The following is a 22,901-nucleotide window of genomic DNA, read 5'->3' as shown; positions in this document are numbered from 1 at the left end:
GCACATGGACCCCCGGCTCTTGTCCCGGCGAAAGCCGGGATCACCGGGGTGACAAGAAAGAAAAACACAAAAGAGGCACCAAATGACCGACCGCAAATTCGACACCCTCGCTATCCACGCAGGCGCCCAGCCCGACCCGACGACAGGCGCGCGCGCCACGCCGATCTACCAGACCACCTCCTTCGTCTTCGAGGATGTCGATCACGCCGCCTCCCTTTTCGGCCTCCAGGCCTTCGGCAACATCTACACCCGCATAACGAACCCGACGACCGCCGTGCTGGAAGAGCGCGTCGCCGCGCTGGAAGGCGGCACCGCGGCCCTCGCCGTCGCCTCCGGCCACGCCGCGCAGATGCTGATCTTCCACACCATGCTCCAGCCGGGCGACCGTTTCGTCGCCGTCCGCCAACTCTATGGCGGCTCCATCAACCAGTTCGGCCATGCCTTCCGGAAATTCGGCTGGGAAGTCGATTGGGCGGACGGCACCGATCCGGCTTCCATCAAATCCGCCATCGGCCCGAAGACCAAAGCCGTCTTCATCGAAAGCATCGCCAATCCGGGCGGCCTCGTCCTCGACATCGCCGCCATCGCGAAGGTTGCGCATGACGCGGGCGTGCCCTTGATCGTCGACAACACGCTCGCCTCGCCTTATCTCTGCCGCCCGCTTGAGCACGGCGCCGATCTCGTCGTCCATTCGGCGACCAAGTTCCTCGGCGGCCATGGCAATTCCATGGGCGGCATCATCGTCGATGGCGGCAAGTTCGACTGGTCGAAGGACGGAAAATATCCGACCCTCTCTGAGCCCTGCGCCTCCTATCACGGGCTGAAAATCCACGAGACCTTCGGCCCCATCGCCTTCGCCATCGCCTGCCGCGTCCTCGGCTTGCGCGATCTCGGCCCCGCCATCTCGCCCTTCAACGCCTTCATGATCCAGACCGGCATCGAAACCTTGCCCCTCCGCATGCAGCGCCATTGCGACAACGCATTGAAGGTCGCGAAATTCCTGAAGACCCATCCGAAAGTCTCATGGGTCTCCTATGCCGGCCTTGATGACGATCCGAGCCACGCGCTGATGAAGAAATATTCGCCGAAAGGCGCCGGCGCCGTCTTCACCTTCGGCCTGAAGGACGGCTATGACGCCGGCGTGAAACTCGTGAACGGCGTCGAACTCCTCAGCCACCTCGCCAATGTCGGCGACACACGCAGCCTCATCATCCACCCGGCCTCGACCACCCATCGTCAGCTCACGGAAGATCAGCAGAAAGCCGCCGGCGCCGGCCCCGACGTCGTCCGCCTCTCCGTCGGCATCGAAGACGCCGACGACATCATCGCCGACCTCAACAAGGCACTGAAGGCATAAAAAAAGACTGTCATTGCCGGGCCGGACCGCAGGTCCGTGACCCGGCAATCCAGTAGGCGCGGAACGCGCCGTCTTTCTTCGCAAGACTCTTCCGCGCGGACACCTCTTCGGTCCCCCGCTCTGGATGCCCGGGTCAAGCCCGGGCATGACGATCTTGTTTGAAGGTAACCCCTTCTCTGCGCTCTCTGCGCCTCTGCGTGAGACTTCGTGCCTACGCCTGCTGTCTCCGTCATTGCGAGCGAAGCGAAGCAATCCAGGAGCCACAAGCACCGGACTCACTCACCCACCCTCCCCCTGAGGGAGGGTCGAAATTTGCAAAGCAAATTTCGGGGAGGGGTAAGCAAGAAACCTCGGCGCATAACCAACCACCCCACCCCAAAACTTAGCCAACTCTGAAAGTTTCCCTTGACGCCCCCACACGCCGCCTCAATACTTTCCCACATGGCTAAGTTTTTAACCGACCTCGACAGAACCTTCTCCGCACTCGCGGACCCGACCCGCCGCGCCATCGTCAGCCGCTTGTGCGACGGGCCGAAATCCGTCAGCGAGCTTGCCGAGCCGTTCGAGATCGCGCTCCCCTCGCTGCTCAAGCATGTGCGGGTTCTCGAGCAGAGCGGCCTCGTCAGATCGGAGAAAATCGGACGCGTCCGAACCTGCAGCATCGAGCCGCGCGCCCTTCAGGCGACAGAGGCCTGGCTGCAGCAGCACATTTCCGGCTGGCAGAAGCGCCTCGATCGCATGGAAGCGCATATCGAACGCATGATGAGAAAGAAGTGAGTATGAGCGACCCATCGAAGAATTCGGCCTGGCGTGACTGGCCGCTCGATCGCGAAATCGTTCTGGCGCGTGTCATCGACGCCCCCCGGAATATCGTCTACGCCGCCTGGACGGCCCCGGAGCAGATACAGGCATGGTTCGGGCCCGACGGCATGGCAATCGAAACCCGGGAGATCGGCCTCAAGCCGGGCGGCCTCTGGCGCTTCGACATGGTCGCGCCCGATGGCACGCGTTACAGCAACCGGATGATCTTCCTCCGCATGGAAGCGCCCGCCCTCATCGAGGTCGAGCACGGTTCGGATCAGGATGACGATCCCGGCAAATTCCGAATGCTCGTCACCTTCGATGAACAGAGCAACGGCAAGACCGTCATCACGCTCCGGCAGATGCATCCTTCCAAAGCGCAACGCAACGAGAAGATCGGCTTCGGCGCCGTCGAATATGGCGGCCAGACGCTGGACAAACTCGCCCTTCACATCGCGAAACTCGGGAGCAAATGAACAGCCATGCCGTTGACGCTCTATGCCCACCCTTTCTCCTCCTACTGCCAGAAGGTGCTCATGGCACTGTGGGAAAACGATACGCCCTTCGCCTACCGGCACCTTGAAGAGCCGGGCGCAAGCGAGGAACTGGCGAAGCTCTGGCCGATCGCGAAGTTCCCCGTGCTGGTCGATGGAGACCGCACCATCGCCGAGACCAGCATCATCATCGAATATCTGGACCGGCAGCATCCGGGACAAGTCCGCTTCCTGCCGGAAGATCCCGCCGCCGCATTGGAAGTGCGCCTGCTCGACCGCTTCTTCGATCAATACGTCATGAATGCCGCGCAGGTGGCGGTGAACGAAGCGCTTCGCCAGACGCCTGATCGCTTGCAGGAGGCAAAGGAGAACACGGCAAGGGCACTCGAAACGGCCTATGCCTGGCTGGAAAAGCGGCTGGACGGACGCGAATGGGCCGCCGGCGACAATTTCTCGCTCGCCGATTGCGCCGCAGCCCCCTCCCTCTTCTACGGCGACTGGATACACCGGATCGGCGATGCCTATCCCCGGCTCCGCGCCTACCGCACGCGCCTGCTGGCCCGCCCCTCCTTCGCACGCGCCGTGGAAGAAGGCCGCAAATACCGCTCCTACTTCCCGCTTGGCGCACCGGACCGGGATTAAAGAAACGATTTGTACGCGGAGTAAATATAGCCGCACAAAAAAATGTCATCCCGGGGCTCGTCCCCGGGCCCCACTCGCAGCGCCACTTGCCGCAGCCGCCAATTATCCTGACTTAAAACAAACTGTCATTGCCGGGGTGAAGGGCGGTCCGCGAAAGCGGACGAAAAGGTCCGGTGGACCTTTTCGAGCCCTAAACGCCCGAAGCGAAAGCGAAGGGCAAACCCGGCAATCCAGAAGGCGCGAACCGCGCCGCCCTGCAAATAAAATCGTCCCGACTGCCTTATTTTCAAGCCCAGCCCTTCGAGCGTAGCGTATCAAAAGCGATAGCTATCTGACGAGGCGTGAAGCGTTTCTTACGATCACTCCATGCGTATACTTTTTCAGCGGCTTCTTCAGCAGAGGAAGCATTTTCGCGCGTAACAACCCAATGAACAGTCGCCAGAAGTTCGAGTCCGAACGGTGTTTCAAATCCCTCAACAAGTTTCCCAACACGATCAAAACGACTAATAGTATCCGTGTTGTGATCAAGATAAGCCTCGGCATCTTGGACCGCACCGGGCACTAATTCGATTTGTTTATCTGGCGTGTCACCGCCATCTGCATAGCCGGACACCAGATGCCCCTCCACTGCACTGAGCACATGTCGTAAATTTTCTGCGTAAGGACCATATGGTGCTTTCGCATACTTCAAACGCAAAGATTCACCGGCTTCTTGCATAAAATACAGAAGCTTGTGGATTTCAAGCAGCGTTACGAAAGGGTCCATCAGCCCTCCCAGATACCGATACATCAACACAACAAGAGCAGCACGCCCTGCTGTCATTTTTGGTATTTCCCGGGACTTCGTCGTAACAACTGCAGCACTAGGCTCAAAAACAATCACTTTGAGCCCTTCAATATCTTGTAAAGCTGCCTTAATTCGTGGACGCACGTCAGCCCAAACCAAACCACCGAGCCCACTCCCCAACGGCGGAACAGCAATTGATCGAATGCCACGTTGGCGGATTTCTCCTACGAGTGCCTTGAGCCCGGAGTCAATGTCTTCCATACGGCTTTTGCCACGCCAATGACGCTTGGTCGGAAAATTGATGACAAACCTAGGGCCAGTAAACTTGTGAGTTTCAAATACAAACATTTTGCCGGGCTGCACTTCCTGACAATCACATGCAGCCTTATAAGCTTTGAAATTTTCGGGAAAAGCATTCTTGAACTGAAGCGCAATACCGCGCCCCATGATACCCACACAGTTAACTGTATTCACGAGCGCTTCCACATCCGCGTCCAGAATGTCGCCAGTTCTAAACTCGATCACGGCATGCCCCATCAAAAGTACCAGTCCTTCCTGATTTCGATCTGAGGCCGATGTCGCACACCCCGCATTGCGGTAGACACTTGATCCACAACAGCTTGCGAGTGAACTCCAACACGCTCTACCAGATGCCACGGGAAGGAGCGTTCAACCAAAAATTCTGCCTGCTTACCCTCTTTGACGTCCGCTGGTCGAAAATCGGTAGCTCTCACAGCCTCCCAGTTGACTTCGCTTAGTTGTTCTCTCTTTGAACGAAACTGTGTATAGGCAGCACCCGCGTTCGAGAGAGAAAATGCCCAACGTGACCCATTTTCTTCTGCCCATCGAACGGACCGGTAAAGGTCTGCTTCCAGATGAACAATGGGCTGCTGCCCACCTCGATAAGTTAGTTCCGCATGGTTCGCGCAATGAAGCACGTACAGCATAATTGATCTAGAACAGAAATAGAACGGGACAAAGTCGCCAACATGTGTTCCCTGGTGGCACGTCACGGGAAGACGCAATCGCCGCAGCTTTATGCCACCCATTCCGATCACTGTTCCTCCAGGTGGTCGATTGACCATGGTCGCGTCTGACCACAAATGGCCATCCGTCACGATCGACGCGAGATTTTGGACGTGCACAATGTGGTAAATCTTCGGCTGTGCAGGGATGGCCATACTTACCCATCAATCTCGCTAATATGCACTTCCAACGGAACCCACTCTCTCGACTCCAGAGTTTTTCTCCTGCAGAGCAGGCCTAGCCTTGCGTGTTGTCCAGCCCCAAACTTGTCGCTGCAGATTCTTTTCACAGCAACTTCAGATTTGCTGCAGTCTTTGTAGAAAACCTCTATCACACAAAGCCGATGGTAGAATCACTTTGAAAGCTCTCGGTCTGCTTAATACATTACTACAAGTCAGAGGTGTTCGGACTTAGCTTCCTCTGACTAAGTGCTTAGTCCAAGACCTACCCGTCTTGGCGGCGGAGAATGTCGGTACGTGAGAAAACCAAAGCTTCAGCAAGGAAAAGTCCCCCGCCGTAAGTTTTGGGCGACGCATCTCTCAATTACCCGGGCAAGTTACTTCGCCAGCCGGTGCACATGCCACACGGCAACGCCGAACACCACCATCGCCCCCGCCTGATGCGCCGCGCCAAGCGGGATCGGCACCACCCAGAGCACCGTCCAGATGCCGATGCAGGCCTGCGCGAAAGTCGCAACCGCAAGCCACCCCGCGCTCGGAGCCGCTGCCGTCTTGCGCGCCGCCCACCAGTGCCACACGACGCAGAGCAAAAGCAGGTAAGCCGTCATCCGGTGCTGGAACTGCACCGTGAGATGGCTCTCGAAAAAATTATGCCAGACGGGCGTCATCGCGAAGAGCCCGTCGGGAATGAACGCCCCCGCCATCAGCGGCCAGGTGTTGTAGATCAGCCCCGCCCTTATGCCGGCGACAAACGCGCCGAGGATCGTCTGCAGGAAGATCAACGCAAGGATCGCCGCCGCCGCTTTCGCCAGGCCCGTCAACAGCCGCGTGCTCTTGCCGTTCAGCAGATCGAGCGCCGTCCAGATCAGCGCCCCGAAGATCAGCGTCGCAAGACCGAGATGCGCCGCCAGCCGGTACTGGCTCACCTCCGTCCGGTCGGTGAGCCCGCTCATCACCATCCACCAGCCGAGCACGCCCTGCATGCCGCCCAGCACGAACAGGAAAATCAGCCGCGGCACCAGCGCCCGCTCAACGCGCCGCGTCACGACAAAAAAAACGAACGGCACGAAAAACGCAAGCCCGATCAGCCTTCCGAGAAAGCGGTGGCTCCACTCCCACCAGTAGATCGTCTTGAACTCGTCGAGCGACATGCCCTTGTTGACGAGCTGGTATTGCGGGATCTGCCGGTAGAGGTCGAACTCCTCCTGCCAGTGCTCTTCCGTCATCGGCGGCAGCGCACCCGTCACCGGCTTCCATTCGGTGATCGACAAGCCGCTTTCGGTGAGCCGCGTGAGCCCCCCCACCACCACCATGATGAAGACCAGCGCCGCGACGCCGATCAGCCACCATGCAATCGCGTGATGGTTCGCGTCGGTCTTTTCGATGGCATTGATCCGGGGAAGAATATTCATGGAAAATACTTACCCCCCTCCGCCGCATGCGCCTAGCCGGAAACCGCCGCGACAGGACGCCGCGCTTTGCGCAACGGCTGGAGATGGCTTATGAGAAGCCGGTCCCTCGAACCGCACGAGATATCCCCATGCGCCTCGGCATCCGCACTCGCAAGCTCATCGGCACGATCGTGCTGCTGACCTTCCTCGTGCTCTATTCGTTTCTGGTGATGACGATCGCGGTCAGCGGGCACCTGCCGGAGAATGGCCTGGTGCAATTTCTCTACTACATCACCGCAGGTGTGATTTGGGCGTTCCCCGCCAAATATCTCATCACCTGGATGGTCCGTCCGGACGAAGCGTAGAACCGCACCGGACGAGAGGCGAATCTCCCCGCATGACGGTCTGATGACAGTTCGATGACGGTCAGCCGAAACGGCCGGTCACGATCTTGTTCATCGCGACGATCGCGAGCAGGAAAATGACGATCGGGAGGATCTGGCCAATCATGAGGAAAAGTCCCTAAAGCTTTGGTGCCTCTGCCCTTTCGGGCCGACGAAAGAATGGTCGGAGCGGCCGGATTCGAACCGACGACCCCTTGTCCCCCAGACAAGTGCGCTACCGGGCTGCGCTACGCTCCGACTGCCGGTATCGAAGAGGAAAGAATCCTCTGCGAAGGCGCGGAATATAGACGCCGCCTTTGATCGCGGCAACGGCCTAAACCCGCATTTTCCAATGAATTTTCAGGATTTTGGAGGGGCCTCAGCCTTCCTCCTCTTCGCTCTCCCAGAGCGTCTCGTCGATCTCGTCCTTCAGCGACACCAGGTCTTCCAGCAGCTCTTCCAGCCGCTTGCGGCCGCTCATTCCGATAGGTTTTCCGGGCTCTTCCCGTTCTTCCTGCTCGCCGCGCTGCACGGCCTCGCGCGCCAGCTCCGCGAGCGACGTGTCGACAGTGCCCCTGCCGGTCTCCGCGACGAACTTAACGCCTTGTTCCCGAAAGACTTTCTGGACGCCCTTGATCGTGTAGCCGTCATTGTAGAGCAGCGTCCGGACGCCCCTCAGCAGGTCCACATCCTCGGGCCGGTAATAGCGCCGCCCGCCACCGCGCTTCAGCGGCCTGATCTGGTTGAACTTGCTCTCCCAGAAGCGCAGCACGTGCTGCGGCACATCCAGCTCGGTCGCAACCTCGCTGATGGTCCGAAACGCATCCGGTGACTTTTGTGTAGACAAATGAGGCCCCTGTTGGTGTTCCTCAATCCGATTTGCGAACCCGGACCTGCTCAAGGATGTCGCCTTCGGTTAGCTAGTCTGCGGCCGCCGATGCGCCGCCCGACGAGCCGTTGATCCGTTCCTTCAGCACATGGCTCGGCCGGAAAACCAGCACCCGCCGCGGCTTGATCGGAACTTCTTCGCCCGTCTTCGGATTCCGGCCCATCCGTCCGCCCTTTTTGCGAACGGAAAACGATCCGAACGAAGACAATTTCACGGTATCGCCTCTGGCCAGGCAATCGGAAATCTCTGCAAGCACCAGCTCGACGAGTTCCGCCGACTCGTTGCGCGACAGTCCGACCTCCTGATAGACGGCCTCGCTGAGTTGCGCCCGCGTGACTGTTTCCCCCATGGCCTCCACCTTTGCAATTTCTCTTGAGCCTATTGCGCGCCCGGAAACCCGTCAATATCAACGGGATGCCTGTTTTCTCTTAGGTAAGAGATTCAGGTTCTGTCCTAATTCAGGCCGTCGCGCAACCAATGCTTCGCCTAGAATCGGAAGAGCAGCGAACCCCAGGTGAAACCGCCGCCCATCGCCTCAAGCAAGACAAGCTGGCCCCGCTTGATTCGTCCATCCTTCACCGCCGCATCCAGCGCCAGCGGAACGGATGCCGCCGACGTATTGCCCTGGTCGGCCACCGTCAGCACCACCTTTTCCGGCGGCAAACCTATCCTTTTTGCCGTGCCATCGAGAATGCGCTTGTTCGCCTGGTGAGGGACGAACCAGTCTATATCGTCCGCCGACAGCCCCGTCGCCTCAAGCGATTCATTGATCGCCTCGGCGATATTGACCACCGCATGGCGGAAAACTTCGCGCCCTTCCATCCGCACATGCCCCGTGGACTGCGTCGATGATGGTCCGCCATCCACATAGAGCTTGTCCCGGTAGCGACCGTCCGAATGGAGATGCGCGGTCAGGATACCCTGATCCGAGTTGTTTCCCTCGCCCTCCATGCCCTTCACCACCACGGCGCCGGCGCCATCGCCGAAAAGCACGCATGTCGTCCGGTCGGTCCAGTCGAGCAGCCGGGAAAAGGTCTCCGCGCCGATAACCAGCGCCGTCTTCGACTGGCCTGTTTTTATGAATGTATCCGCGATTGTCAGCGCATAGACGAAGCCCGAACACACCGCCTGGATATCGAATGCCGCCCCATGATGGAGCCCCAGCTCCGCTTGCACCGTGGCCGCGGTTGCCGGAAATGTCTGGTCGGGCGTCGTCGTCGCCAGAATGATCGTATCGATCTCCTGGGTGTCGATTCCCGCGTGTTCGATAGCCTTGCGGGCCGCGGCAATTGCCAGATGGGACGTCATTTCGTCATCGGCCGCGATATGCCGCTGGTGAATGCCCGTTCTCTCGACAATCCACTCATCCGTCGTATCGACGACCTTGGAAATGTCCTCGTTCGTCATGATCCGCGCCGGCAAATAGCTGCCCACGCCGACGACTACGGTTCTGGTAACACTCACGACAGCACTGCCTCGGATTCCGCTATGTCTGAATTCTGCTTCCGGCCCGCCATCGAGGTGGTCAAACCGCTCAGCCGGTCGAGATCGGTGACGATCTTGCTCAGGAGATCGGCGGAAGCGACATCCACCGCCACATCGATCGCGGCAGCGAAGCCGATTGCATCTGTTCCGCCATGGCTTTTCACGACAAGACCGTTAAGGCCGAGAAAAACCGCGCCGTTGGACGCCCTTGGGTCCAGCTTCTTCGCCAGCGCCCGAAAGGCGCCATATGCCAGCAAATAGCCGAGCCGGGACAGGAGCGAACTCCGCATCGCGGCACGCAGATAGTCGACGACCAGCCGGACCATGCCTTCCGCCGTCTTAAGCGCGATATTCCCGGTGTAGCCGTCGGTCACAACCACATCGACCGTTCCCTTGGCAATGTCATCGCCTTCGACGAAGCCATGAAAACGGATCGGCAGGTCGGCCTCGCGCAACATCTGGGCCGCGAGCTTCACGCCCTCTGTGCCCTTGACCTCTTCCTCTCCGATATTCAGCAACCCGACGGTCGGCTGCTCGATATTGAAGACTACCCTGGCGAACGCCTCGCCCATCGCCGCGAATTGGACAAGCTGGTACCCATCCGCGCCGACAGTCGCGCCGAGATCGAGCATGACACTCTCCCCCCGCGCCGTGGGCCAGAGCGCGGCAAGCGCCGGGCGCTCCACATTCGGCATCATACGGAGGATAACTTTGGCCATGGCCATCAGAGCGCCTGTATTGCCGGCCGAAACCGCCGCCTGGGCTTCGCCTGCCTTCACAGCATCGATGGCAAGCCACATGCTGCTCGTCTTGCGGCCGCGCCGCAGCGCCTGGCTCGGCTTATCCTCCATCGAAACGGAAACGTCAGTGTGAATAATTTCACTGACAGACAGAACCCGTGGATGCTTTTCGAGAAATGGACGAATTTTCGTTTCATCGCCGTAGATGAGAAAGCGAATATCGGGATGGCGGACCGACGCAATATCCGCTCCGCCGATCACGGTTTCAGGACCGTGATCGCCTCCCATTCCATCCAACGCTATTGTTAGTCCTCGCGTCACCCGGGACCCCCTCTATAGTTTCCGGCTTCCGCACGCTGACCGCGCGCGCCCCGAAGATACTAGGTTGGGGGCCGCAAACAATAGCGGGAAATAGCCGCGAATCGCGCCAACTCAATAATTTTTCTTGAGTTTTTCCAACGCCGCAAACGGGTTGGGGCGGATTTCCGAAGCGTCTTCCTCCCCTTCAGGCGGCGCTTCGAAGGCAACGCCCTGCTTCCGGGGATAAGGGTCGATGGCCAGCGCCAACTGCTCCGCCACTGCCTCCCCAACATCGATTGCATTGCCGGTCATCGGCTCTGGTGCATCCTCGGCCTCGATGTCGATGGTAACTTCCGCGCCGATGCCGGGCTCCAAGGCCTCCGGTTCGATCATATGAGCCGGCAAATAACGCTGCGTGAACGATGCCGCGATCGATTGTCTAACGGGGTCCAGCGTCACGACACAAGCCTGTATCACCTCCGCCTCAAAGGCGCATTCGAGCGTCAGCCCCGCTTTCCGATAAGGCCGCACCCGCCCCGTGCCCGCCAGGCGCGTCACCTCAAGCACATCGTAACGCTGCGCCAATGCCTTGAGTGCAGCCACATCCGCCACGAACTTGATCTCGGTCCCGTTAGGCGGCACCTCATTGGCTGTCACAATCTGGCTGAATTCGGTATCCGGGAGAGTCATCGCAGCTCTCCTTCCGTCAAATCCGCTTCGATGGATGTCACATCCGGCGGAGATGCGAATACGGCGCGTCCCGCCATGACATCGTCAATCGGCTGATCGAGCAGAGCGCGATCGGCGCGGCGGACATAGTCCTCCATCGAACTCACCTGCTCGTCTCGGACCTGCAAGCCGCCGTATAAATTGCGCCTCAAGGCATCCCTCAAACGCTCCCCCGCAGCCTCGCCAAGCCCCTCTTCATAGGCCTGAATACGACCGTAAAATGAGGAGGCCAACGCCTTGATCTTCTTGCCGACGGAGAGATCGCCGACCCCCATTTCCCTCAGCGTCTGGTCCATGTCATCGAACAGAATGTCGAAGACCTTCTGGCCAAGCGCCTTGCCTTCCTCGCCGCCGGACCTGAGCTTCCGGAGCACCAGGAAGGCATGAAGCGCCACCATCTCGAATCGTCCCTCCGCTGTGTCCGGCACATTCATGTGGAGATAGAATTGCGGTGAGCGCGCCTGGGCCACCAGCCCCGCATACAACGCATAGGGCGTCTCGTCCCGCGGAGAACGGCCAAAAATATTTCTCCATATCATGGCTTTCGCTCCCGCCCAGGGTATAGGTTTAAAACCCTTGCCGCATATGCCGATTGAATTTAGCTGGCGACAAGGGTAGGTCAACGACAGAACTTTTTAGGCCCGAGGAGACCCGCGCCATGACACCGTCCCGCCCTCGCCGCACCGCCCGGCTAGTATTGGCTGCAGCCTGCCTTTCGCTGGCCGCCGCCGCACTGCCGGGGTGCTCTCCGATAGTGGAAGACCGGGGTTATATCTTCGACCCGGCCGACCTGGAGAAACTGCAGACCGGCGCGTCAAAGGAACAGGTCCGGAGCGTCATGGGTTCGCCCTCCACCGTCTCCACCGTGGATGGCGAAGCTTGGTACTACATCTCCAGCAAATTCGAAACCGTCGCCTTCTACCGCCCGCAGGAAGTCGAACGGACCGTGGCTGCTGTTTATTTCGATGAAACGCAGAGTGTCCAGCAGATCGCCTATTACGGATTGGAAGATGGGCAGATCGTGGACTTCGTCGACCGGAAAACGCCCACACGCGGAAAAGAACTTACAATTCTCGGCCAACTCTTCGGTAACTTGGGCCGGTTCAACACACCCGCACCCGCAGACGCACCGGCAACAGGGAATCCCACGGGGCGCAGGTAATCGGAAATAAATCAGGCCCGGCTCATTGCCGGGCCTTTTTTATGTTGACCCACTATCTCGGTGCCGGGACCGCCAGCAAATCACATTCGACATCGCGCAGCACGGCATTGGCAACACTGCCGATCAACGTCTGCTTCAGACTCGAAAGACCGCGCGTCCCCAATATCACAAGCTCCGGCTTCACCCTCGCCACCTGCGACTTGATAACATCCGCAGCAGGGCCCTCCTCGACGATCACATCCGGCTTCCTTCCCGCCCAGTCTCCGGCCAACAACATATGAAGCACTGCCGCATGAGCCTCATCCGCGACGGAAACCACATATTCCTCGATCTTGTTCATTTCGACGTCGGCATATCGCATCAAACCATCTGCAAGCGGCAAGAACGCGTGAACCACGGAGAGCTTTTCGCAACCGAGAAATGAAATTCGCGACGCGAACTCAAGTGCATCAATCGAATGCTGCGAGAGGTCCACAGCCGCCATTGCTTTTCGGTATGGAATCTCCGGCGCCAGATTGACCATCAGGACTGGGCGCCCGCATGAGCGAATAACACGCTCGACCGTGGTTCCGATAAATACATCTCGCAAGAACTGCCGCCGGTGAGCCCCCAGCACCAGGAGATCCGGGGCGAGCTGATCCACAAGGGTTTGAATGGCGACGGAAGGAAGCCCCCTCCATATGTCGATGTCGGGGGTCAGCCCAAATTCCTTCGCAATGGGTGCTACATATTCCTCGATGAGGTCCGCAGCCCGCGAGGCTTCATCTTCCACCAGAGACGCCGGCTGATCGTCATCGACAACGTGCACCACGCGAACGGTGGCGCCATAGGCTGCCGCCAGTGCGAGCCCCCGCGAGACAGCCTTGTCCGATCGCGTGGAAAGATCGGTCGCAATCAGGATGCTCTTCAAGCCAGACAAACTTCCGCTTCCACCCTTGGTCGACATGACGTCCTCCCATTGCCATCTAAGCTTCTCGCTCAGTTCGCCGAAAAAGAACCCCGCCCCGCACGAAATAACCGTTCCATCGCTCGCTCCGCAGCATCCGCAAATGGACTGAGAACTATATCCGCACCTTTCTCCCGCAGCAGAACCACATCGGCTTCGCTTCTTCCGATAACGGCAATATGGCCGGTGTAACCTCGGTGCCGGAGCGCTTCAATCTGAACGATCCGGGGGTCTTGATGCGTAATGCCGATTTCGTGCGGCGGCACCGCCATCACGACATACTCAATGCCTGCCATCGGCAAGGCATCGCACATATCCGGATCGAGCAAATCCCCGTACATCACCGCTGCTCCCCGTTGCTTCCACTGGCGGATGACATCCGGGTCGAAATCAACCCCGAGAACCTTCAAACCACTCTCCGTAAAGCGCGAATGCAGCGCGCGTCCGTAGCGCCCTAAGCCGAAAAGCAGTACGTCGTATCCTTGGCCAGCCTCGCCCTCCGCATACTCTTCCTCGCGATAAGTCACCCGTCTTTCAAAAATTCCAAGAAACCTTTCGAGAACGGCATAGAGCTGCTGTGAATAAATAATCATGTAGGTTGAAAGGCCGATGGTGATCACTCCGACGAGTGTAACCAGCCCCACAGCCCCTTCATTCAAATGCCCGAGCACAAGCCCCATCGTGACGAAGATGAGGGAAAACTCGCTGATCTGGGCAACCGTAAGGCCGGCGAGAAATCCGGTTCGCTTCCGATACCCCATTACCCCCATTATGATCATCACGATGAGCGGGTTACCAATCAAGACAAACAACGAAAGCACCAGCGCATCGCCAACCGCGTCGCCAACAGTCCGCAGGTCCAGATGCGCACCGAGCGATATGAAGAAAAATACGAGAAGGAAATCGCGAAGACTTGCCAGGCGGGAAGCAATAGCCTCTCTGAACGGGGTGGTGGCAAGGGCGACGCCGGCGATTAGTCCACCCAACTCCTTGCTGAATCCAAGATAGTCCCCCAGCGCCGCAAACGCCGCCGCAAGCCCCAGTGCGAAAACGACCAGCAGCTCGGGAGCTTTGGCTATATTCTCCAGCAGCGGGTTCGCAAATTTTGAGACGATGAGCCAAAGCAACAGAAGCGGTATTGCACCTGCGGCCAAGGCCAAGAGCGCTTCCAGAAGTCCTGCGTCTCTCTCTGCTCCCGCAGTCAACGCAGACATCACAGCCATGGCCAACACGACCGCAAGATCCTGAACGATGAGGAAACCAAGCGCGATCCTGCCATGCAATGCATCAAGCTCGCGCTTGTCTGATAAAAGCTTCACAATGATGATTGTGCTGGAAAAGGTGAGCGCAACGGCGACGTAGATGCTGGTGAGCATCGGCATACCGAGTACGAGGCAGAGAACAAATCCGACAGTAGATGTAAAGACGATCTGCCCAAGGCCTGTACTGAGCGCAACGACACCAAGCGTCCTGACAAGATTCAGGTCGAGCTTAAGTCCAACCAGGAACAGAAGCAGCGTGACGCCGAGCTCGGAAAGAAGATCGAGGTAGTCAGTCGAACGCACCATGTCGAACCCGGCGGGACCTGCCAGCATTCCGACAATGATGAAACTGACGATCATCGGCTGCCGCAACCGAAGCCCGACTACTCCTACAATTGAAGCGAGCATCAAAAGCGCGGCAATCTCGTAAAAGACGGATACTCCCGGGATCGTCACCCTGCCGGTCCTTCTGCCGATAAGCCGTATTGAGTGTTCAGCCAAAAACCCCGGAGGTCAAACCGGCTGATTGTCACAACACAAAAAAGGCCCCGTGGATATCGCCACGGGGCCTCTCTGTTCAATTATTGTCGCCGTTAGTGCGCAAGCACCGCCAGCAGAAGAAGTGCCACGATGTTCGTGATCTTGATCATTGGGTTCACAGCGGGGCCCGCCGTGTCCTTGTAGGGGTCACCGACGGTATCCCCGGTGACAGCGGCTTTGTGAGCTTCGGAGCCCTTGCCACCATAATTGCCATCTTCAATGTACTTCTTCGCATTGTCCCAGGCTCCGCCGCCGGACGTCATGGAGATCGCGACGAAGAGACCCGTCACGATGACGCCGAGCAGCATTGCGCCGACTGCGGAGAAGGCAGCGGATTTATCCGCGATGCCAAGGATGATGAAGTAGAGAACGACCGGCGAAAGAACAGGCAACAGTGAGGGAATGATCATTTCCTTGATCGCTGCCTTGGTCAGCATGTCGACCGCACGCGCGTAGTCCGGCTTGGACGTGCCGGCCATGATGCCCGGATCGGCTTTGAACTGACGCCTGACTTCTTCGACGACCGAGCCGGCCGCACGGCCAACCGCCGTCATGCCCATCGAACCGAAGAGGTAAGGCAGCAATCCGCCAATGAAGAGGCCGATCACCACATAGGGGTTCGAAAGGGAGAAGTCAGGGCTGACGCCTGCGAAATACCCGTAGGTATCCGAATTCGCCGCGAAGAACTTCAGGTCTTCCGTATAAGCCGCGAAGAGCACGAGCGCGCCGAGACCCGCTGAACCGATCGCATAGCCCTTCGTGACCGCCTTCGTCGTATTGCCGACAGCGTCGAGCGCGTCGGTGGTCTTGCGAACATCCGCCGGAAGGTCCGCCATTTCGGCGATGCCGCCTGCATTGTCCGTTACCGGACCGAAGGCGTCGAGCGCGACGACCATGCCGGCAAGTGCGAGCATCGTCGTCACGGCGATGGCAATGCCGAAGAGCCCCGCGAGGCCGTAGGTCACCAGAATGCCGACAACGATGACAAGCGCCGGCAGTGCCGTCGCTTCCATCGAGATCGCGAGGCCCTGAATGACGTTCGTGCCATGGCCGGTGGCCGAGGCCGCCGCCACCGACTTCACCGGACGGAAGTTCACGCCGGTATAGTACTCGGTGATCCAGATGATGAGGCCCGTTACAATCAGACCGGCAACGCCACAGATGTAGAGGCTGAAGCCGGTGAAGCTGGCCGCGCCAACCGTGTAGCCCGTATCGAGGCCGATGATTGCATCGGTCACGAAGTAGAGCGCGATCAGGGAGAGGATCGCCGAGGCTATGAAGCCCTTGTAGAGCGCGCCCATGATGTTGTTGCTCTTGCCGAGCCGCACGAAGAAGGTGCCGATGATCGACGTCACGATGCAGGCCGCACCAATAGCGAGCGGATAGAGCATCATGCTGCCGAGGCCTTCGCCCACGAAAAAGATCGAGGCAAGAACCATTGTCGCGACCACGGTCACCGCATAGGTCTCGAAAAGGTCTGCCGCCATGCCGGCGCAATCGCCGACATTGTCGCCCACATTATCGGCGATGGTGGCGGGGTTGCGCGGATCGTCTTCGGGAATGCCCGCTTCAACCTTGCCCACCAGGTCGCCGCCCACGTCGGCGCCCTTGGTGAAGATGCCGCCGCCAAGACGCGCGAAGATCGAAATCAGCGAAGCGCCGAAGCCGAGCGCCACCAGCGCATCGATAACCTCGCGCGAACCGGCGTCATAACCGAGATAGACTGTGAGCACCGAGAAGTAGACAGCAACCGAAAGCAGAGCCAGGCCGGCAACGAGCATGCCGGTGACGGCGCCGGACTTGAAAGCCACATTGAGTCCGGCGGCGAGGCTGACACTTGAAGCCTGGGTTGTCCGCACGTTGGCGCGGACCGACACAAGCATTCCGATATAGCCGGCAGCGCCCGAGAGTGTAGCGCCGACGAGGAAGCCGACGGCAACCTTCAGCGTCAACAAATACCAGACGATTGCGAAAATGACCGCGCCGACAATTGCGATGGTTGTGTACTGACGCGCAAGATATGCGCTGGCACCTTCCTGGATCGCCGCTGCGATCTCCTGCATGCGCGCGTTGCCTGCATCCATCGCCAGCACCGAGCGTACAGCCCAGATGCCGTAGACGAGCGCGAGCAGCCCGCAGCCGATAATAGCCCACAAAGCAGTGCTCATTGTTTTGTCCTTAGGTTCCTTGACGGATTAACCGGCGGGATTTTCCACTCGATCTTCCGGCCGCTGGTGCCGGAAGTCCTCCCCCTGCCGAATGCAGAAATCGCGCGGAAAGATGCCAAATACGACATGGGAAAGCAACCGGGCGGCCTGATCCCCGCCACCGGCTAAAAGTGGCGATATCCCAATTGCTTGAGCGCGATCTTATTCCCTGCCCCGTCGATGGCACTCACGCCGTCACTTTGTTCCGTCATCGTCCCAATTCTGGTCGCCGAAATGCCGCTTTCCGCAGCGATAGCCCCAATCTTCGATGCTCGGTCAGGCGGTGCGGCGAAGAGAATCTCGTAGTCATCTCCTCCCCCCGCCACCGCCTCGACAAGGCGGGGGTCGCGTGCGAGCGCGGCCCTTGCCGCACGGGACAACGGCACGGACTCCATGTTGATTCGTGCTCCTGTTCCGGAAACCTCACAAATATGGCCAAGATCCGCCATCAGCCCGTCCGAAACATCGAGTGCGGCATGGGCCACGCCACAAAGCTTCGGTCCAAAAGCTGTCCGTGGTTCCGGCTCCCTGTACCGCCTCACCAGATGTGCGGCATCCGCTGTATCAGGCATGTCCAACGCCCCACGCAACACCGAGAGGCCGAGCGCCGCATCGCCAACGGTGCCGGTGACATAGATGTCGTCGCCCGGCCGGGCACCGCCTCTGCGGATCATCTGTCCGGCGGCGACCTCGCCAATCGCCGTAAGAGAGAGCGTCATCGGACCTGTCGTGGTCACGGTATCGCCACCCCATAGCGATATGCCGAAGAGGTTTTGGTCCTCCATAAGCCCGGCAGCAAAGCCCCGCATCCAGTCGACGGATGTCTCTGCCCGCCATGCGGTCACGAGAAGGTACCCTCGTGGTGTCGCCCCTTTCGCTGCAAGGTCGGACAGGTTCACACGTAGAAGCTTTCGGGCAACCGTTTCAGGCGGATCGTCGGGCAGGAAATGGACACCGGCCACCATCGCGTCGACGGTGAGCACGGTTTCATGGTCTGGTGAGGGAGAAAAAAGTGCGGCGTCGTCTTTAAGACCGTAAGCGCCCGGTGCCCCTGCCGCCAGTGGCGCGAACAGATCTTCAATCAACGCGAATTCGCTCGGCCGGCCGCCATTGCCGCCTTCAGGCTTGCTCCGAGCTGCCATGACCTATCCCGGAACCGGCCCGAATGTCGCGGCCAAGCCGGTCGAGAACGGCATTCACCACGCCAGGCTCGTCGCCTTCGAAGAAGGCATGTGCGATTTCGACATATTCATTGATGACGACCTTGAGCGGCACATCCTTGCATCGCCGAAGTTCATATGTTCCGCAACGCAGGATCGCACGCAGGGTTGCGTCCAGTCGAGCCAGCGACCAGCCTTTGGCCAGCGCAGAATTCACCTGAACGTCGAGCTCTCTTTGCTCCCGCACCACACCCCGAACGACATCCTCGAAGTGCACCTTATCGGCCGCAAATATTTCATTGTCGCCCTCCGGCTCTTCAAGCCGATGCTCGACAAACTCTTCAACCACCTCGTCGAGTGGCGTCGCCGCTATATCCATCTGATAAAGCGCCTGGACGGCGAAAAGTCGCGCAGCAGCGCGCGCTCGCGGATCGAGCCCTCTCGTCGCCGTCTGTTGCGTCGGAACTGAAGTCATTACTCTATAAACCCCGATCGTCTCTAGCCGCCGAAGCTGCGCTTGAGTTCGATCATATCGAGACACGCATTCGCGGCACCGCCGCCTTTGTTCTTCTCGCTAACCTTGGCGCGGGCCCACGCCTGCGCCTCATTCTCTACCGTCTGTATACCGTTTCCGAGTGCAAGGGAGCGTTCGACTCCAAGATCCATCAACGCTCGCGCTGACTCATTCGACACTATGTCGTAATGCGTAGTCTCTCCGCGGATAACGCATCCAAGAACAACGAAACCGTCAAACGCTTTCGTAAATCCGCCATGCGCCATCGCGTCGAGAGCATATTTCACTGCGGCCGGAAGTTCGAGCACGCCCGGCACGGAAGCTCTCTGCCATGTGGCGCCGCGCGCCTCAAGTGCCTGGATCGCTCCACGAGCGAGTTCATCTGCCAGGTCTTCATAAAAACGTGCTTCGACAATGAGAATATGGGCCTGGGTCGTCACGAGGTGGTCTCCTTGGCGCGAGCGGCCTTCGCATTGCCGGCTTTGGTAATAGGACGTTGCCCCGTAACCCGAAGGCCATACCCGTCGAGGCCGACAATGCTCCGATCCGTATCCGACAGCAGCACCATGTCATGAACGCCGAGATCGAGCAAAATTTGCGCGCCTACGCCATACTCTCGAAGCCGCCGGGGCATTCCTTGTTCTCCGCCTTCTCCCTTTCTCAGGAGCATGTCGGAAACGACGGTCGCGGTTGTATCGCGGATCAGCACGATCACGCCACGGCCCTCCTCGGCAATGATGCGCATCGACTCCTTCAGCACGTCCGAGCGCGGCCCGGTCGCCCCCAGAATATCGTCAAAGACATTGATCGCGTGAACGCGTACCAGTACAGGCTCCGGCCCGGAAATATCGCCTTTTACAAGCGCAATGTGCTCCGCGTATTCGACGGTATTGAGATAGACCATGAGCTTGAACTCGCCGCCATACTCGCTGTCGAGTTCGGTTTCGATCGCCCGGTGGATAAAATTGTCATATCGGCGACGATAGGCGATGAGGTCCGCGATGGTCGCGATCTTCAGCCCGTGCAACTGCGCGAACTGCACGAGGTCCGGCAGCCGCGCCATCGTTCCATCGTCATTCATGATTTCGCAAATGACGCCGGCGGGATAAAGCCCCGCAAGGCGTGCGATATCGACCGCCGACTCCGTATGTCCCGCCCGTACCAGCACGCCTCCGTCGCGCGCAACAAGCGGAAACACATGGCCCGGGGAAACGATATCGGTGGCGCCCTTGGTCGGATCGATGGCGACGGAAACGGTATGCGCACGGTCATGCGCGGAGATGCCGGTCGAAATTCCCTCCCGCGCCTCGATCGACACCGTGAACGCTGTCTGATGACGCGATTGGTTGGTTGATGACATCAACTGCAGGTTGAGCTGCTTCGCACGATCATTTGTCAACGTCAGGCATATGAGCCCTCGTCCGTACTTCGCCATGAAGTTGACGGCTTCCGGCGTGCACATCTGCGCCGGGATGACGAGGTCGCCTTCGTTCTCGCGATCCTCCGCATCGACAAGAATGAACATCTTGCCATTCCGGGCGTCCTCGATGACGTCTTCTATCGGGGAGAGATATTCCTTGTACACAGGTCTCAATCCTTTTGAACCAGCCGCGCCACATACCGGGCCAGCATATCTATTTCAAGATTAACGGGATCGCCGGCTTTCGCCATACCCCAGGTTGTTACCGCCTGGGTGTGGGGAATGATGTTGACACCGAATAGCGTACTGCCAGCGTTTCCGCCGGCTTTCCGGTCTTCGACCTCGTTTACTGTCAGCGAGGTACCGTTCAATGTCACCGAGCCCTTCGGAGCGATGAACCGCCCGAGATCGCCGGGAGCCTCGAAGACGAACCTCATGGAATCGCCTTCGGGACGGATTTCCCGAATGTGGCAGATCCCATCGACATGGCCGCTGACGATGTGCCCGCCAAGTTCGTCGCCGGCTTTCAGCGCTCTTTCAAGATTGACCCGTGTGCCCTCTGCCCAGCCGCCAAGGGTAGTGCAGGTCAGCGACTCCGCGGACACGTCGACGGCGAACCAGTCGCCCGATGAGTCCCGGCCTTTCTCCACCACCGTCAGGCAGCAACCGGCGCAGGCAATCGAGGCACCGATGTCTATTCCGTCCGTGCCGTACGCAGTACCGATTACGAAGCGTGCATCGCCGCGCTTCTCGACAGCGCGAATGCGCCCAACATCCGTGATGATTCCTGTGAACATGAAGCTAGTTCCGAATGACGTAACTCGAGAGCGAATCCTCGCCCAACGCAACGGTCTCACGCAGGTCGAAAGCAGGCGCGCCGTCGAGCTTCTTGACGCCGAGCGCCGAAACAGCAGGGTAGCCATCGCCACCGATCAGCTTGGGGGCCCGAAACCATTCTATCCGGTCGACAAGGCGCGACAGGACGAGAGACGCGGCAAGACGAGAGCCGCCCTCCACGAGAAGCCGCGTAACGCCTCGCGCAGCAATCTGCTCAAGAGCGGCGCGCATATTCATGATACCGCCCTCGCCCGCTTCGACTTCGATTAGCGTGACCCCACAATCCTCAAAAGCCTTACGTCTCTGTCCGTCGCCGCCTGGCAGCGTCAATATCCACACAGGAGTCTTGCTGGCATCACGCACCAGCTTCGACGTCAGCGGTAAGCGCAGTCTTCCATCTGCGATGATACGTATCGGCGAGCGATCGCCGAGGCCCGGCAATCTGCATGTGAGTTCCGGATCGTCCACGATCGCGGTCGCACTTCCCACCATGATCGCATCATGCGTTGCTCGCAGAAGATGGCCTCGCTCGCGCGCGCGGTCGCCGGTAATCCATTGGCTGTGACCCTCATGGGTCGCGATATACCCGTCGAGAGAACTGGCGATCTTCAGCGTTACCAGCGGACGTTTTTCCGACATGGTAAGGAAAAAACCTTCATTGAGGTGGTGCGCGTCGGCGGCGCACACATTCTCGGTAACCTCGATACCGTTGGCTTCCAGCGCGGCAAACCCTCGCCCTGCAACGGCCGGGTTCGGATCCGCGATTGCGCCTACGACGCGTGCAACACCCGCCTTAATGAGAGCCTCGGCGCAGGGCCCCGTCTTGCCATGATGTGAGCACGGCTCAAGGCTCACATAGACCGTCGCCCCCCTTGCAAGCGCCCCGGCGCGCGCCAGCGCTTCCGTCTCGGCGTGCGGCCTTCCTCCCGGCTGGGTCCAGCCGCGCCCAACGACGCGCGGCCCGTCGCCATCGTCGCGCACGACGACGCAGCCTACAGCCGGATTAGGGGCGACCCTTCCCAGCCCGCGCTCGGCGAGCGTAAGGGCCATTTTCATAAACTGCGCGTCGTATGGCCGAGCCATCTTCATTCCCATCGGCGGCGCCCGTCGGTCCGCTTTTGGGGCGGTCCTTAGGGATCAGCGATCCTCATCCTCATCGCGGAGCGAACTGCCAAGCGGCCCGCTGAGCTCGCCCAGAAATTCTTCAAAATCCTTGGCTTCGCGAAAGTTCCGGTAGACCGATGCGAAGCGCACATAGGCGACGGCATCGAGAGAACTCAGGCCTTCCATGACCAGTTTACCGATCATGGCGGACGGGATTTCACTCTCTCCCATGCTCTCGAGCCGCCTTACGATGCCGCTGACCATACGCTCAATACGCTCTTGCTCAACAGGGCGTTTCCGCATGGCTATTTGCACGGAACGCATGAGTTTGTCCCGGTCGAAAGGCACTCTTCGGCCGTTTGTTTTGATGATCGTCAGCTCACGGAGCTGCACGCGCTCGAAGGTCGTAAACCTGCCGCCGCATGCCGTACAAAAGCGCCGCCGCCGGATCGCTGTATTGTCTTCGGTGGGACGTGAGTCCTTCACCTGCGTATCTTCGTTTCCGCAATATGGACAACGCATGCGCTGTCAGCCCCCTCAAAATTA

Annotated in this window: 25 protein-coding genes and 1 tRNA gene; 6 read left to right on the top strand and 20 right to left on the bottom strand. The window is 59.3% G+C overall.

Annotated elements, in window-relative coordinates; genetic code table 11:
• Window positions 1–82: 82 nt before the first annotated feature.
• The 4 genes from PLAV_RS14890 to PLAV_RS14875 all read left to right on the top strand — a co-directional run bounded on the left by PLAV_RS14890 (window position 83) and on the right by PLAV_RS14875 (window position 3,294).
• A complete protein-coding gene (locus tag PLAV_RS14890; RefSeq protein ID WP_012111856.1) occupies window positions 83–1,357 on the top strand; it encodes an O-acetylhomoserine aminocarboxypropyltransferase in 1,275 nt (424 codons plus the stop codon).
• Window positions 1,358–1,798: 441 nt separating this feature from the next.
• Window positions 1,799–2,134 (top strand): ArsR/SmtB family transcription factor, encoded by a 336-nt coding sequence (locus tag PLAV_RS14885; protein WP_012111855.1) that lies wholly within the window; start codon window positions 1,799–1,801, stop codon window positions 2,132–2,134.
• 2 nt (window positions 2,135–2,136) lie between these two features.
• On the top strand, window positions 2,137–2,634 hold the full coding sequence (locus PLAV_RS14880; RefSeq protein WP_012111854.1) for an SRPBCC family protein: 498 nt from the start codon (window positions 2,137–2,139) through the stop codon (window positions 2,632–2,634).
• 6 nt (window positions 2,635–2,640) lie between these two features.
• Window positions 2,641–3,294, top strand: a complete 654-nt coding sequence (locus PLAV_RS14875) for a glutathione S-transferase family protein (protein ID WP_012111853.1) — start codon at window positions 2,641–2,643, stop codon at window positions 3,292–3,294.
• A 286-nt stretch (window positions 3,295–3,580) separates the two neighbouring features.
• On the opposite strand, the gene darG is transcribed toward PLAV_RS14875, so the two are convergent.
• The 3 genes from darG to PLAV_RS14865 form a co-directional block, all read right to left on the bottom strand.
• Entirely contained in the window at window positions 3,581–4,618 is a 1,038-nt protein-coding gene (darG, locus tag PLAV_RS19415; protein WP_012111852.1) for a type II toxin-antitoxin system antitoxin DNA ADP-ribosyl glycohydrolase DarG, read from the bottom strand.
• On the bottom strand, window positions 4,618–5,262 hold the full coding sequence (gene darT, locus PLAV_RS20075; protein WP_012111851.1) for a type II toxin-antitoxin system toxin DNA ADP-ribosyl transferase DarT: 645 nt from the start codon (window positions 5,260–5,262) through the stop codon (window positions 4,618–4,620). Before darT ends, darG begins: the two co-directional genes overlap by 1 nt.
• Before the next feature lie 401 nt (window positions 5,263–5,663).
• The gene (locus tag PLAV_RS14865; RefSeq protein ID WP_012111850.1) at window positions 5,664–6,698 is read right to left on the bottom strand and encodes a COX15/CtaA family protein; all 1,035 of its coding nucleotides are present in this window, start codon (window positions 6,696–6,698) and stop codon (window positions 5,664–5,666) included.
• A gap of 83 nt (window positions 6,699–6,781) precedes the next feature.
• Between PLAV_RS14865 and PLAV_RS14860 the strand changes: the two genes are divergently transcribed.
• The gene (locus PLAV_RS14860) at window positions 6,782–7,042 is read left to right on the top strand and encodes a DUF2842 domain-containing protein (protein WP_245545155.1); all 261 of its coding nucleotides are present in this window, start codon (window positions 6,782–6,784) and stop codon (window positions 7,040–7,042) included.
• Window positions 7,043–7,241: 199 nt separating this feature from the next.
• On the opposite strand, the gene PLAV_RS14855 is transcribed toward PLAV_RS14860, so the two are convergent.
• The 7 genes from PLAV_RS14855 to PLAV_RS14825 all read right to left on the bottom strand — a co-directional run bounded on the left by PLAV_RS14855 (window position 7,242) and on the right by PLAV_RS14825 (window position 11,742).
• Window positions 7,242–7,318: transfer RNA gene (locus tag PLAV_RS14855), tRNA-Pro, on the bottom strand.
• Between the two features lie 121 nt (window positions 7,319–7,439).
• Entirely contained in the window at window positions 7,440–7,907 is a 468-nt protein-coding gene (locus tag PLAV_RS14850; protein ID WP_012111848.1) for a MerR family transcriptional regulator, read from the bottom strand.
• Window positions 7,908–7,980: 73 nt separating this feature from the next.
• Complete coding sequence (locus tag PLAV_RS14845) at window positions 7,981–8,298, bottom strand: integration host factor subunit alpha (RefSeq protein ID WP_012111847.1); 318 nt, start codon at window positions 8,296–8,298, stop codon at window positions 7,981–7,983.
• A 137-nt stretch (window positions 8,299–8,435) separates the two neighbouring features.
• On the bottom strand, window positions 8,436–9,413 hold the full coding sequence (locus PLAV_RS14840; protein WP_012111846.1) for a beta-ketoacyl-ACP synthase III: 978 nt from the start codon (window positions 9,411–9,413) through the stop codon (window positions 8,436–8,438).
• Window positions 9,410–10,495: a phosphate acyltransferase PlsX gene (gene plsX / locus PLAV_RS14835; protein ID WP_012111845.1), complete on the bottom strand. Its 1,086-nt coding sequence runs from the start codon at window positions 10,493–10,495 to the stop codon at window positions 9,410–9,412. Before plsX ends, PLAV_RS14840 begins: the two co-directional genes overlap by 4 nt.
• A 111-nt stretch (window positions 10,496–10,606) precedes the next feature.
• Window positions 10,607–11,164 carry a YceD family protein gene (locus tag PLAV_RS14830; RefSeq protein ID WP_012111844.1) on the bottom strand — a complete coding sequence of 186 codons (558 nt, stop codon included), beginning with the start codon at window positions 11,162–11,164 and terminating at the stop codon, window positions 10,607–10,609.
• Window positions 11,161–11,742, bottom strand: coding sequence for a ubiquinol-cytochrome C chaperone family protein (locus tag PLAV_RS14825; protein WP_012111843.1), 582 nt, complete (start codon window positions 11,740–11,742; stop codon window positions 11,161–11,163). Before PLAV_RS14825 ends, PLAV_RS14830 begins: the two co-directional genes overlap by 4 nt.
• A gap of 119 nt (window positions 11,743–11,861) precedes the next feature.
• On the opposite strand from PLAV_RS14825, the gene PLAV_RS14820 reads away from it, so the two are divergent.
• A complete protein-coding gene (locus PLAV_RS14820; RefSeq protein ID WP_012111842.1) occupies window positions 11,862–12,365 on the top strand; it encodes an outer membrane protein assembly factor BamE in 504 nt (167 codons plus the stop codon).
• A gap of 52 nt (window positions 12,366–12,417) precedes the next feature.
• Here the strand turns inward: PLAV_RS14820 and PLAV_RS14815 are convergent, their stop codons facing one another.
• The 10 genes from PLAV_RS14815 to nrdR form a co-directional block, all read right to left on the bottom strand.
• Window positions 12,418–13,311 (bottom strand): universal stress protein, encoded by an 894-nt coding sequence (locus tag PLAV_RS14815; protein WP_012111841.1) that lies wholly within the window; start codon window positions 13,309–13,311, stop codon window positions 12,418–12,420.
• A gap of 32 nt (window positions 13,312–13,343) precedes the next feature.
• Window positions 13,344–15,029 carry a cation:proton antiporter gene (locus PLAV_RS14810; protein ID WP_012111840.1) on the bottom strand — a complete coding sequence of 562 codons (1,686 nt, stop codon included), beginning with the start codon at window positions 15,027–15,029 and terminating at the stop codon, window positions 13,344–13,346.
• A gap of 137 nt (window positions 15,030–15,166) precedes the next feature.
• The gene (locus PLAV_RS14805) at window positions 15,167–17,281 is read right to left on the bottom strand and encodes a sodium-translocating pyrophosphatase (protein WP_012111839.1); all 2,115 of its coding nucleotides are present in this window, start codon (window positions 17,279–17,281) and stop codon (window positions 15,167–15,169) included.
• A gap of 164 nt (window positions 17,282–17,445) precedes the next feature.
• The gene (gene thiL / locus PLAV_RS14800) at window positions 17,446–18,462 is read right to left on the bottom strand and encodes a thiamine-phosphate kinase (protein ID WP_012111838.1); all 1,017 of its coding nucleotides are present in this window, start codon (window positions 18,460–18,462) and stop codon (window positions 17,446–17,448) included.
• The gene (gene nusB / locus PLAV_RS19405) at window positions 18,440–18,955 is read right to left on the bottom strand and encodes a transcription antitermination factor NusB (protein ID WP_012111837.1); all 516 of its coding nucleotides are present in this window, start codon (window positions 18,953–18,955) and stop codon (window positions 18,440–18,442) included. Before nusB ends, thiL begins: the two co-directional genes overlap by 23 nt.
• A 23-nt stretch (window positions 18,956–18,978) precedes the next feature.
• Complete coding sequence (gene ribH, locus PLAV_RS14790) at window positions 18,979–19,434, bottom strand: 6,7-dimethyl-8-ribityllumazine synthase (protein ID WP_012111836.1); 456 nt, start codon at window positions 19,432–19,434, stop codon at window positions 18,979–18,981.
• On the bottom strand, window positions 19,431–20,579 hold the full coding sequence (ribB, locus tag PLAV_RS14785; RefSeq protein ID WP_012111835.1) for a 3,4-dihydroxy-2-butanone-4-phosphate synthase: 1,149 nt from the start codon (window positions 20,577–20,579) through the stop codon (window positions 19,431–19,433). The genes ribH and ribB overlap by 4 nt, the downstream gene beginning before the upstream one ends.
• 5 nt (window positions 20,580–20,584) lie before the next feature.
• The gene (locus PLAV_RS14780; RefSeq protein ID WP_012111834.1) at window positions 20,585–21,211 is read right to left on the bottom strand and encodes a riboflavin synthase; all 627 of its coding nucleotides are present in this window, start codon (window positions 21,209–21,211) and stop codon (window positions 20,585–20,587) included.
• Between the two features lie 4 nt (window positions 21,212–21,215).
• A complete protein-coding gene (gene ribD, locus PLAV_RS14775; protein WP_012111833.1) occupies window positions 21,216–22,334 on the bottom strand; it encodes a bifunctional diaminohydroxyphosphoribosylaminopyrimidine deaminase/5-amino-6-(5-phosphoribosylamino)uracil reductase RibD in 1,119 nt (372 codons plus the stop codon).
• A 54-nt stretch (window positions 22,335–22,388) separates the two neighbouring features.
• Entirely contained in the window at window positions 22,389–22,877 is a 489-nt protein-coding gene (gene nrdR, locus PLAV_RS14770; RefSeq protein WP_012111832.1) for a transcriptional regulator NrdR, read from the bottom strand.
• Window positions 22,878–22,901 lie beyond the last annotated feature (24 nt).

The sequence above is a fragment of the Parvibaculum lavamentivorans DS-1 genome (genome assembly GCF_000017565.1).
Taxonomy (GTDB): domain Bacteria; phylum Pseudomonadota; class Alphaproteobacteria; order Parvibaculales; family Parvibaculaceae; genus Parvibaculum; species Parvibaculum lavamentivorans.
Note: the sequence above shows the minus strand (reverse complement) of the source record. Positions and strands in the feature narration are given on the sequence as shown.

What these genes read in the sequence shown, in the direction of transcription:
- PLAV_RS14890 (WP_012111856.1), top strand. Translation starts at nt 83, where the DNA reads ATGACCGACCGCAAATTCGACACCCTCGCTATCCACGCAGGCGCCCAG.
- PLAV_RS14885 (WP_012111855.1), top strand. Translation starts at nt 1,799, where the DNA reads ATGGCTAAGTTTTTAACCGACCTCGACAGAACCTTCTCCGCACTCGCG.
- PLAV_RS14880 (WP_012111854.1), top strand. Translation starts at nt 2,137, where the DNA reads ATGAGCGACCCATCGAAGAATTCGGCCTGGCGTGACTGGCCGCTCGAT.
- PLAV_RS14875 (WP_012111853.1), top strand. Translation starts at nt 2,641, where the DNA reads ATGCCGTTGACGCTCTATGCCCACCCTTTCTCCTCCTACTGCCAGAAG.
- darG (WP_012111852.1), bottom strand. Translation starts at nt 4,618, where the DNA reads ATGGGGCATGCCGTGATCGAGTTTAGAACTGGCGACATTCTGGACGCG.
- darT (WP_012111851.1), bottom strand. Translation starts at nt 5,262, where the DNA reads ATGGCCATCCCTGCACAGCCGAAGATTTACCACATTGTGCACGTCCAA.
- PLAV_RS14865 (WP_012111850.1), bottom strand. Translation starts at nt 6,698, where the DNA reads ATGAATATTCTTCCCCGGATCAATGCCATCGAAAAGACCGACGCGAAC.
- PLAV_RS14860 (WP_245545155.1), top strand. Translation starts at nt 6,782, where the DNA reads ATGGCTTATGAGAAGCCGGTCCCTCGAACCGCACGAGATATCCCCATG.
- PLAV_RS14845 (WP_012111847.1), bottom strand. Translation starts at nt 8,298, where the DNA reads ATGGGGGAAACAGTCACGCGGGCGCAACTCAGCGAGGCCGTCTATCAG.
- PLAV_RS14830 (WP_012111844.1), bottom strand. Translation starts at nt 11,164, where the DNA reads ATGACTCTCCCGGATACCGAATTCAGCCAGATTGTGACAGCCAATGAG.
- PLAV_RS14825 (WP_012111843.1), bottom strand. Translation starts at nt 11,742, where the DNA reads ATGATATGGAGAAATATTTTTGGCCGTTCTCCGCGGGACGAGACGCCC.
- PLAV_RS14820 (WP_012111842.1), top strand. Translation starts at nt 11,862, where the DNA reads ATGACACCGTCCCGCCCTCGCCGCACCGCCCGGCTAGTATTGGCTGCA.
- PLAV_RS14815 (WP_012111841.1), bottom strand. Translation starts at nt 13,311, where the DNA reads ATGTCGACCAAGGGTGGAAGCGGAAGTTTGTCTGGCTTGAAGAGCATC.
- PLAV_RS14805 (WP_012111839.1), bottom strand. Translation starts at nt 17,281, where the DNA reads ATGAGCACTGCTTTGTGGGCTATTATCGGCTGCGGGCTGCTCGCGCTC.
- thiL (WP_012111838.1), bottom strand. Translation starts at nt 18,462, where the DNA reads ATGGCAGCTCGGAGCAAGCCTGAAGGCGGCAATGGCGGCCGGCCGAGC.
- nusB (WP_012111837.1), bottom strand. Translation starts at nt 18,955, where the DNA reads ATGACTTCAGTTCCGACGCAACAGACGGCGACGAGAGGGCTCGATCCG.
- PLAV_RS14780 (WP_012111834.1), bottom strand. Translation starts at nt 21,211, where the DNA reads ATGTTCACAGGAATCATCACGGATGTTGGGCGCATTCGCGCTGTCGAG.
- ribD (WP_012111833.1), bottom strand. Translation starts at nt 22,334, where the DNA reads ATGGCTCGGCCATACGACGCGCAGTTTATGAAAATGGCCCTTACGCTC.
- nrdR (WP_012111832.1), bottom strand. Translation starts at nt 22,877, where the DNA reads ATGCGTTGTCCATATTGCGGAAACGAAGATACGCAGGTGAAGGACTCA.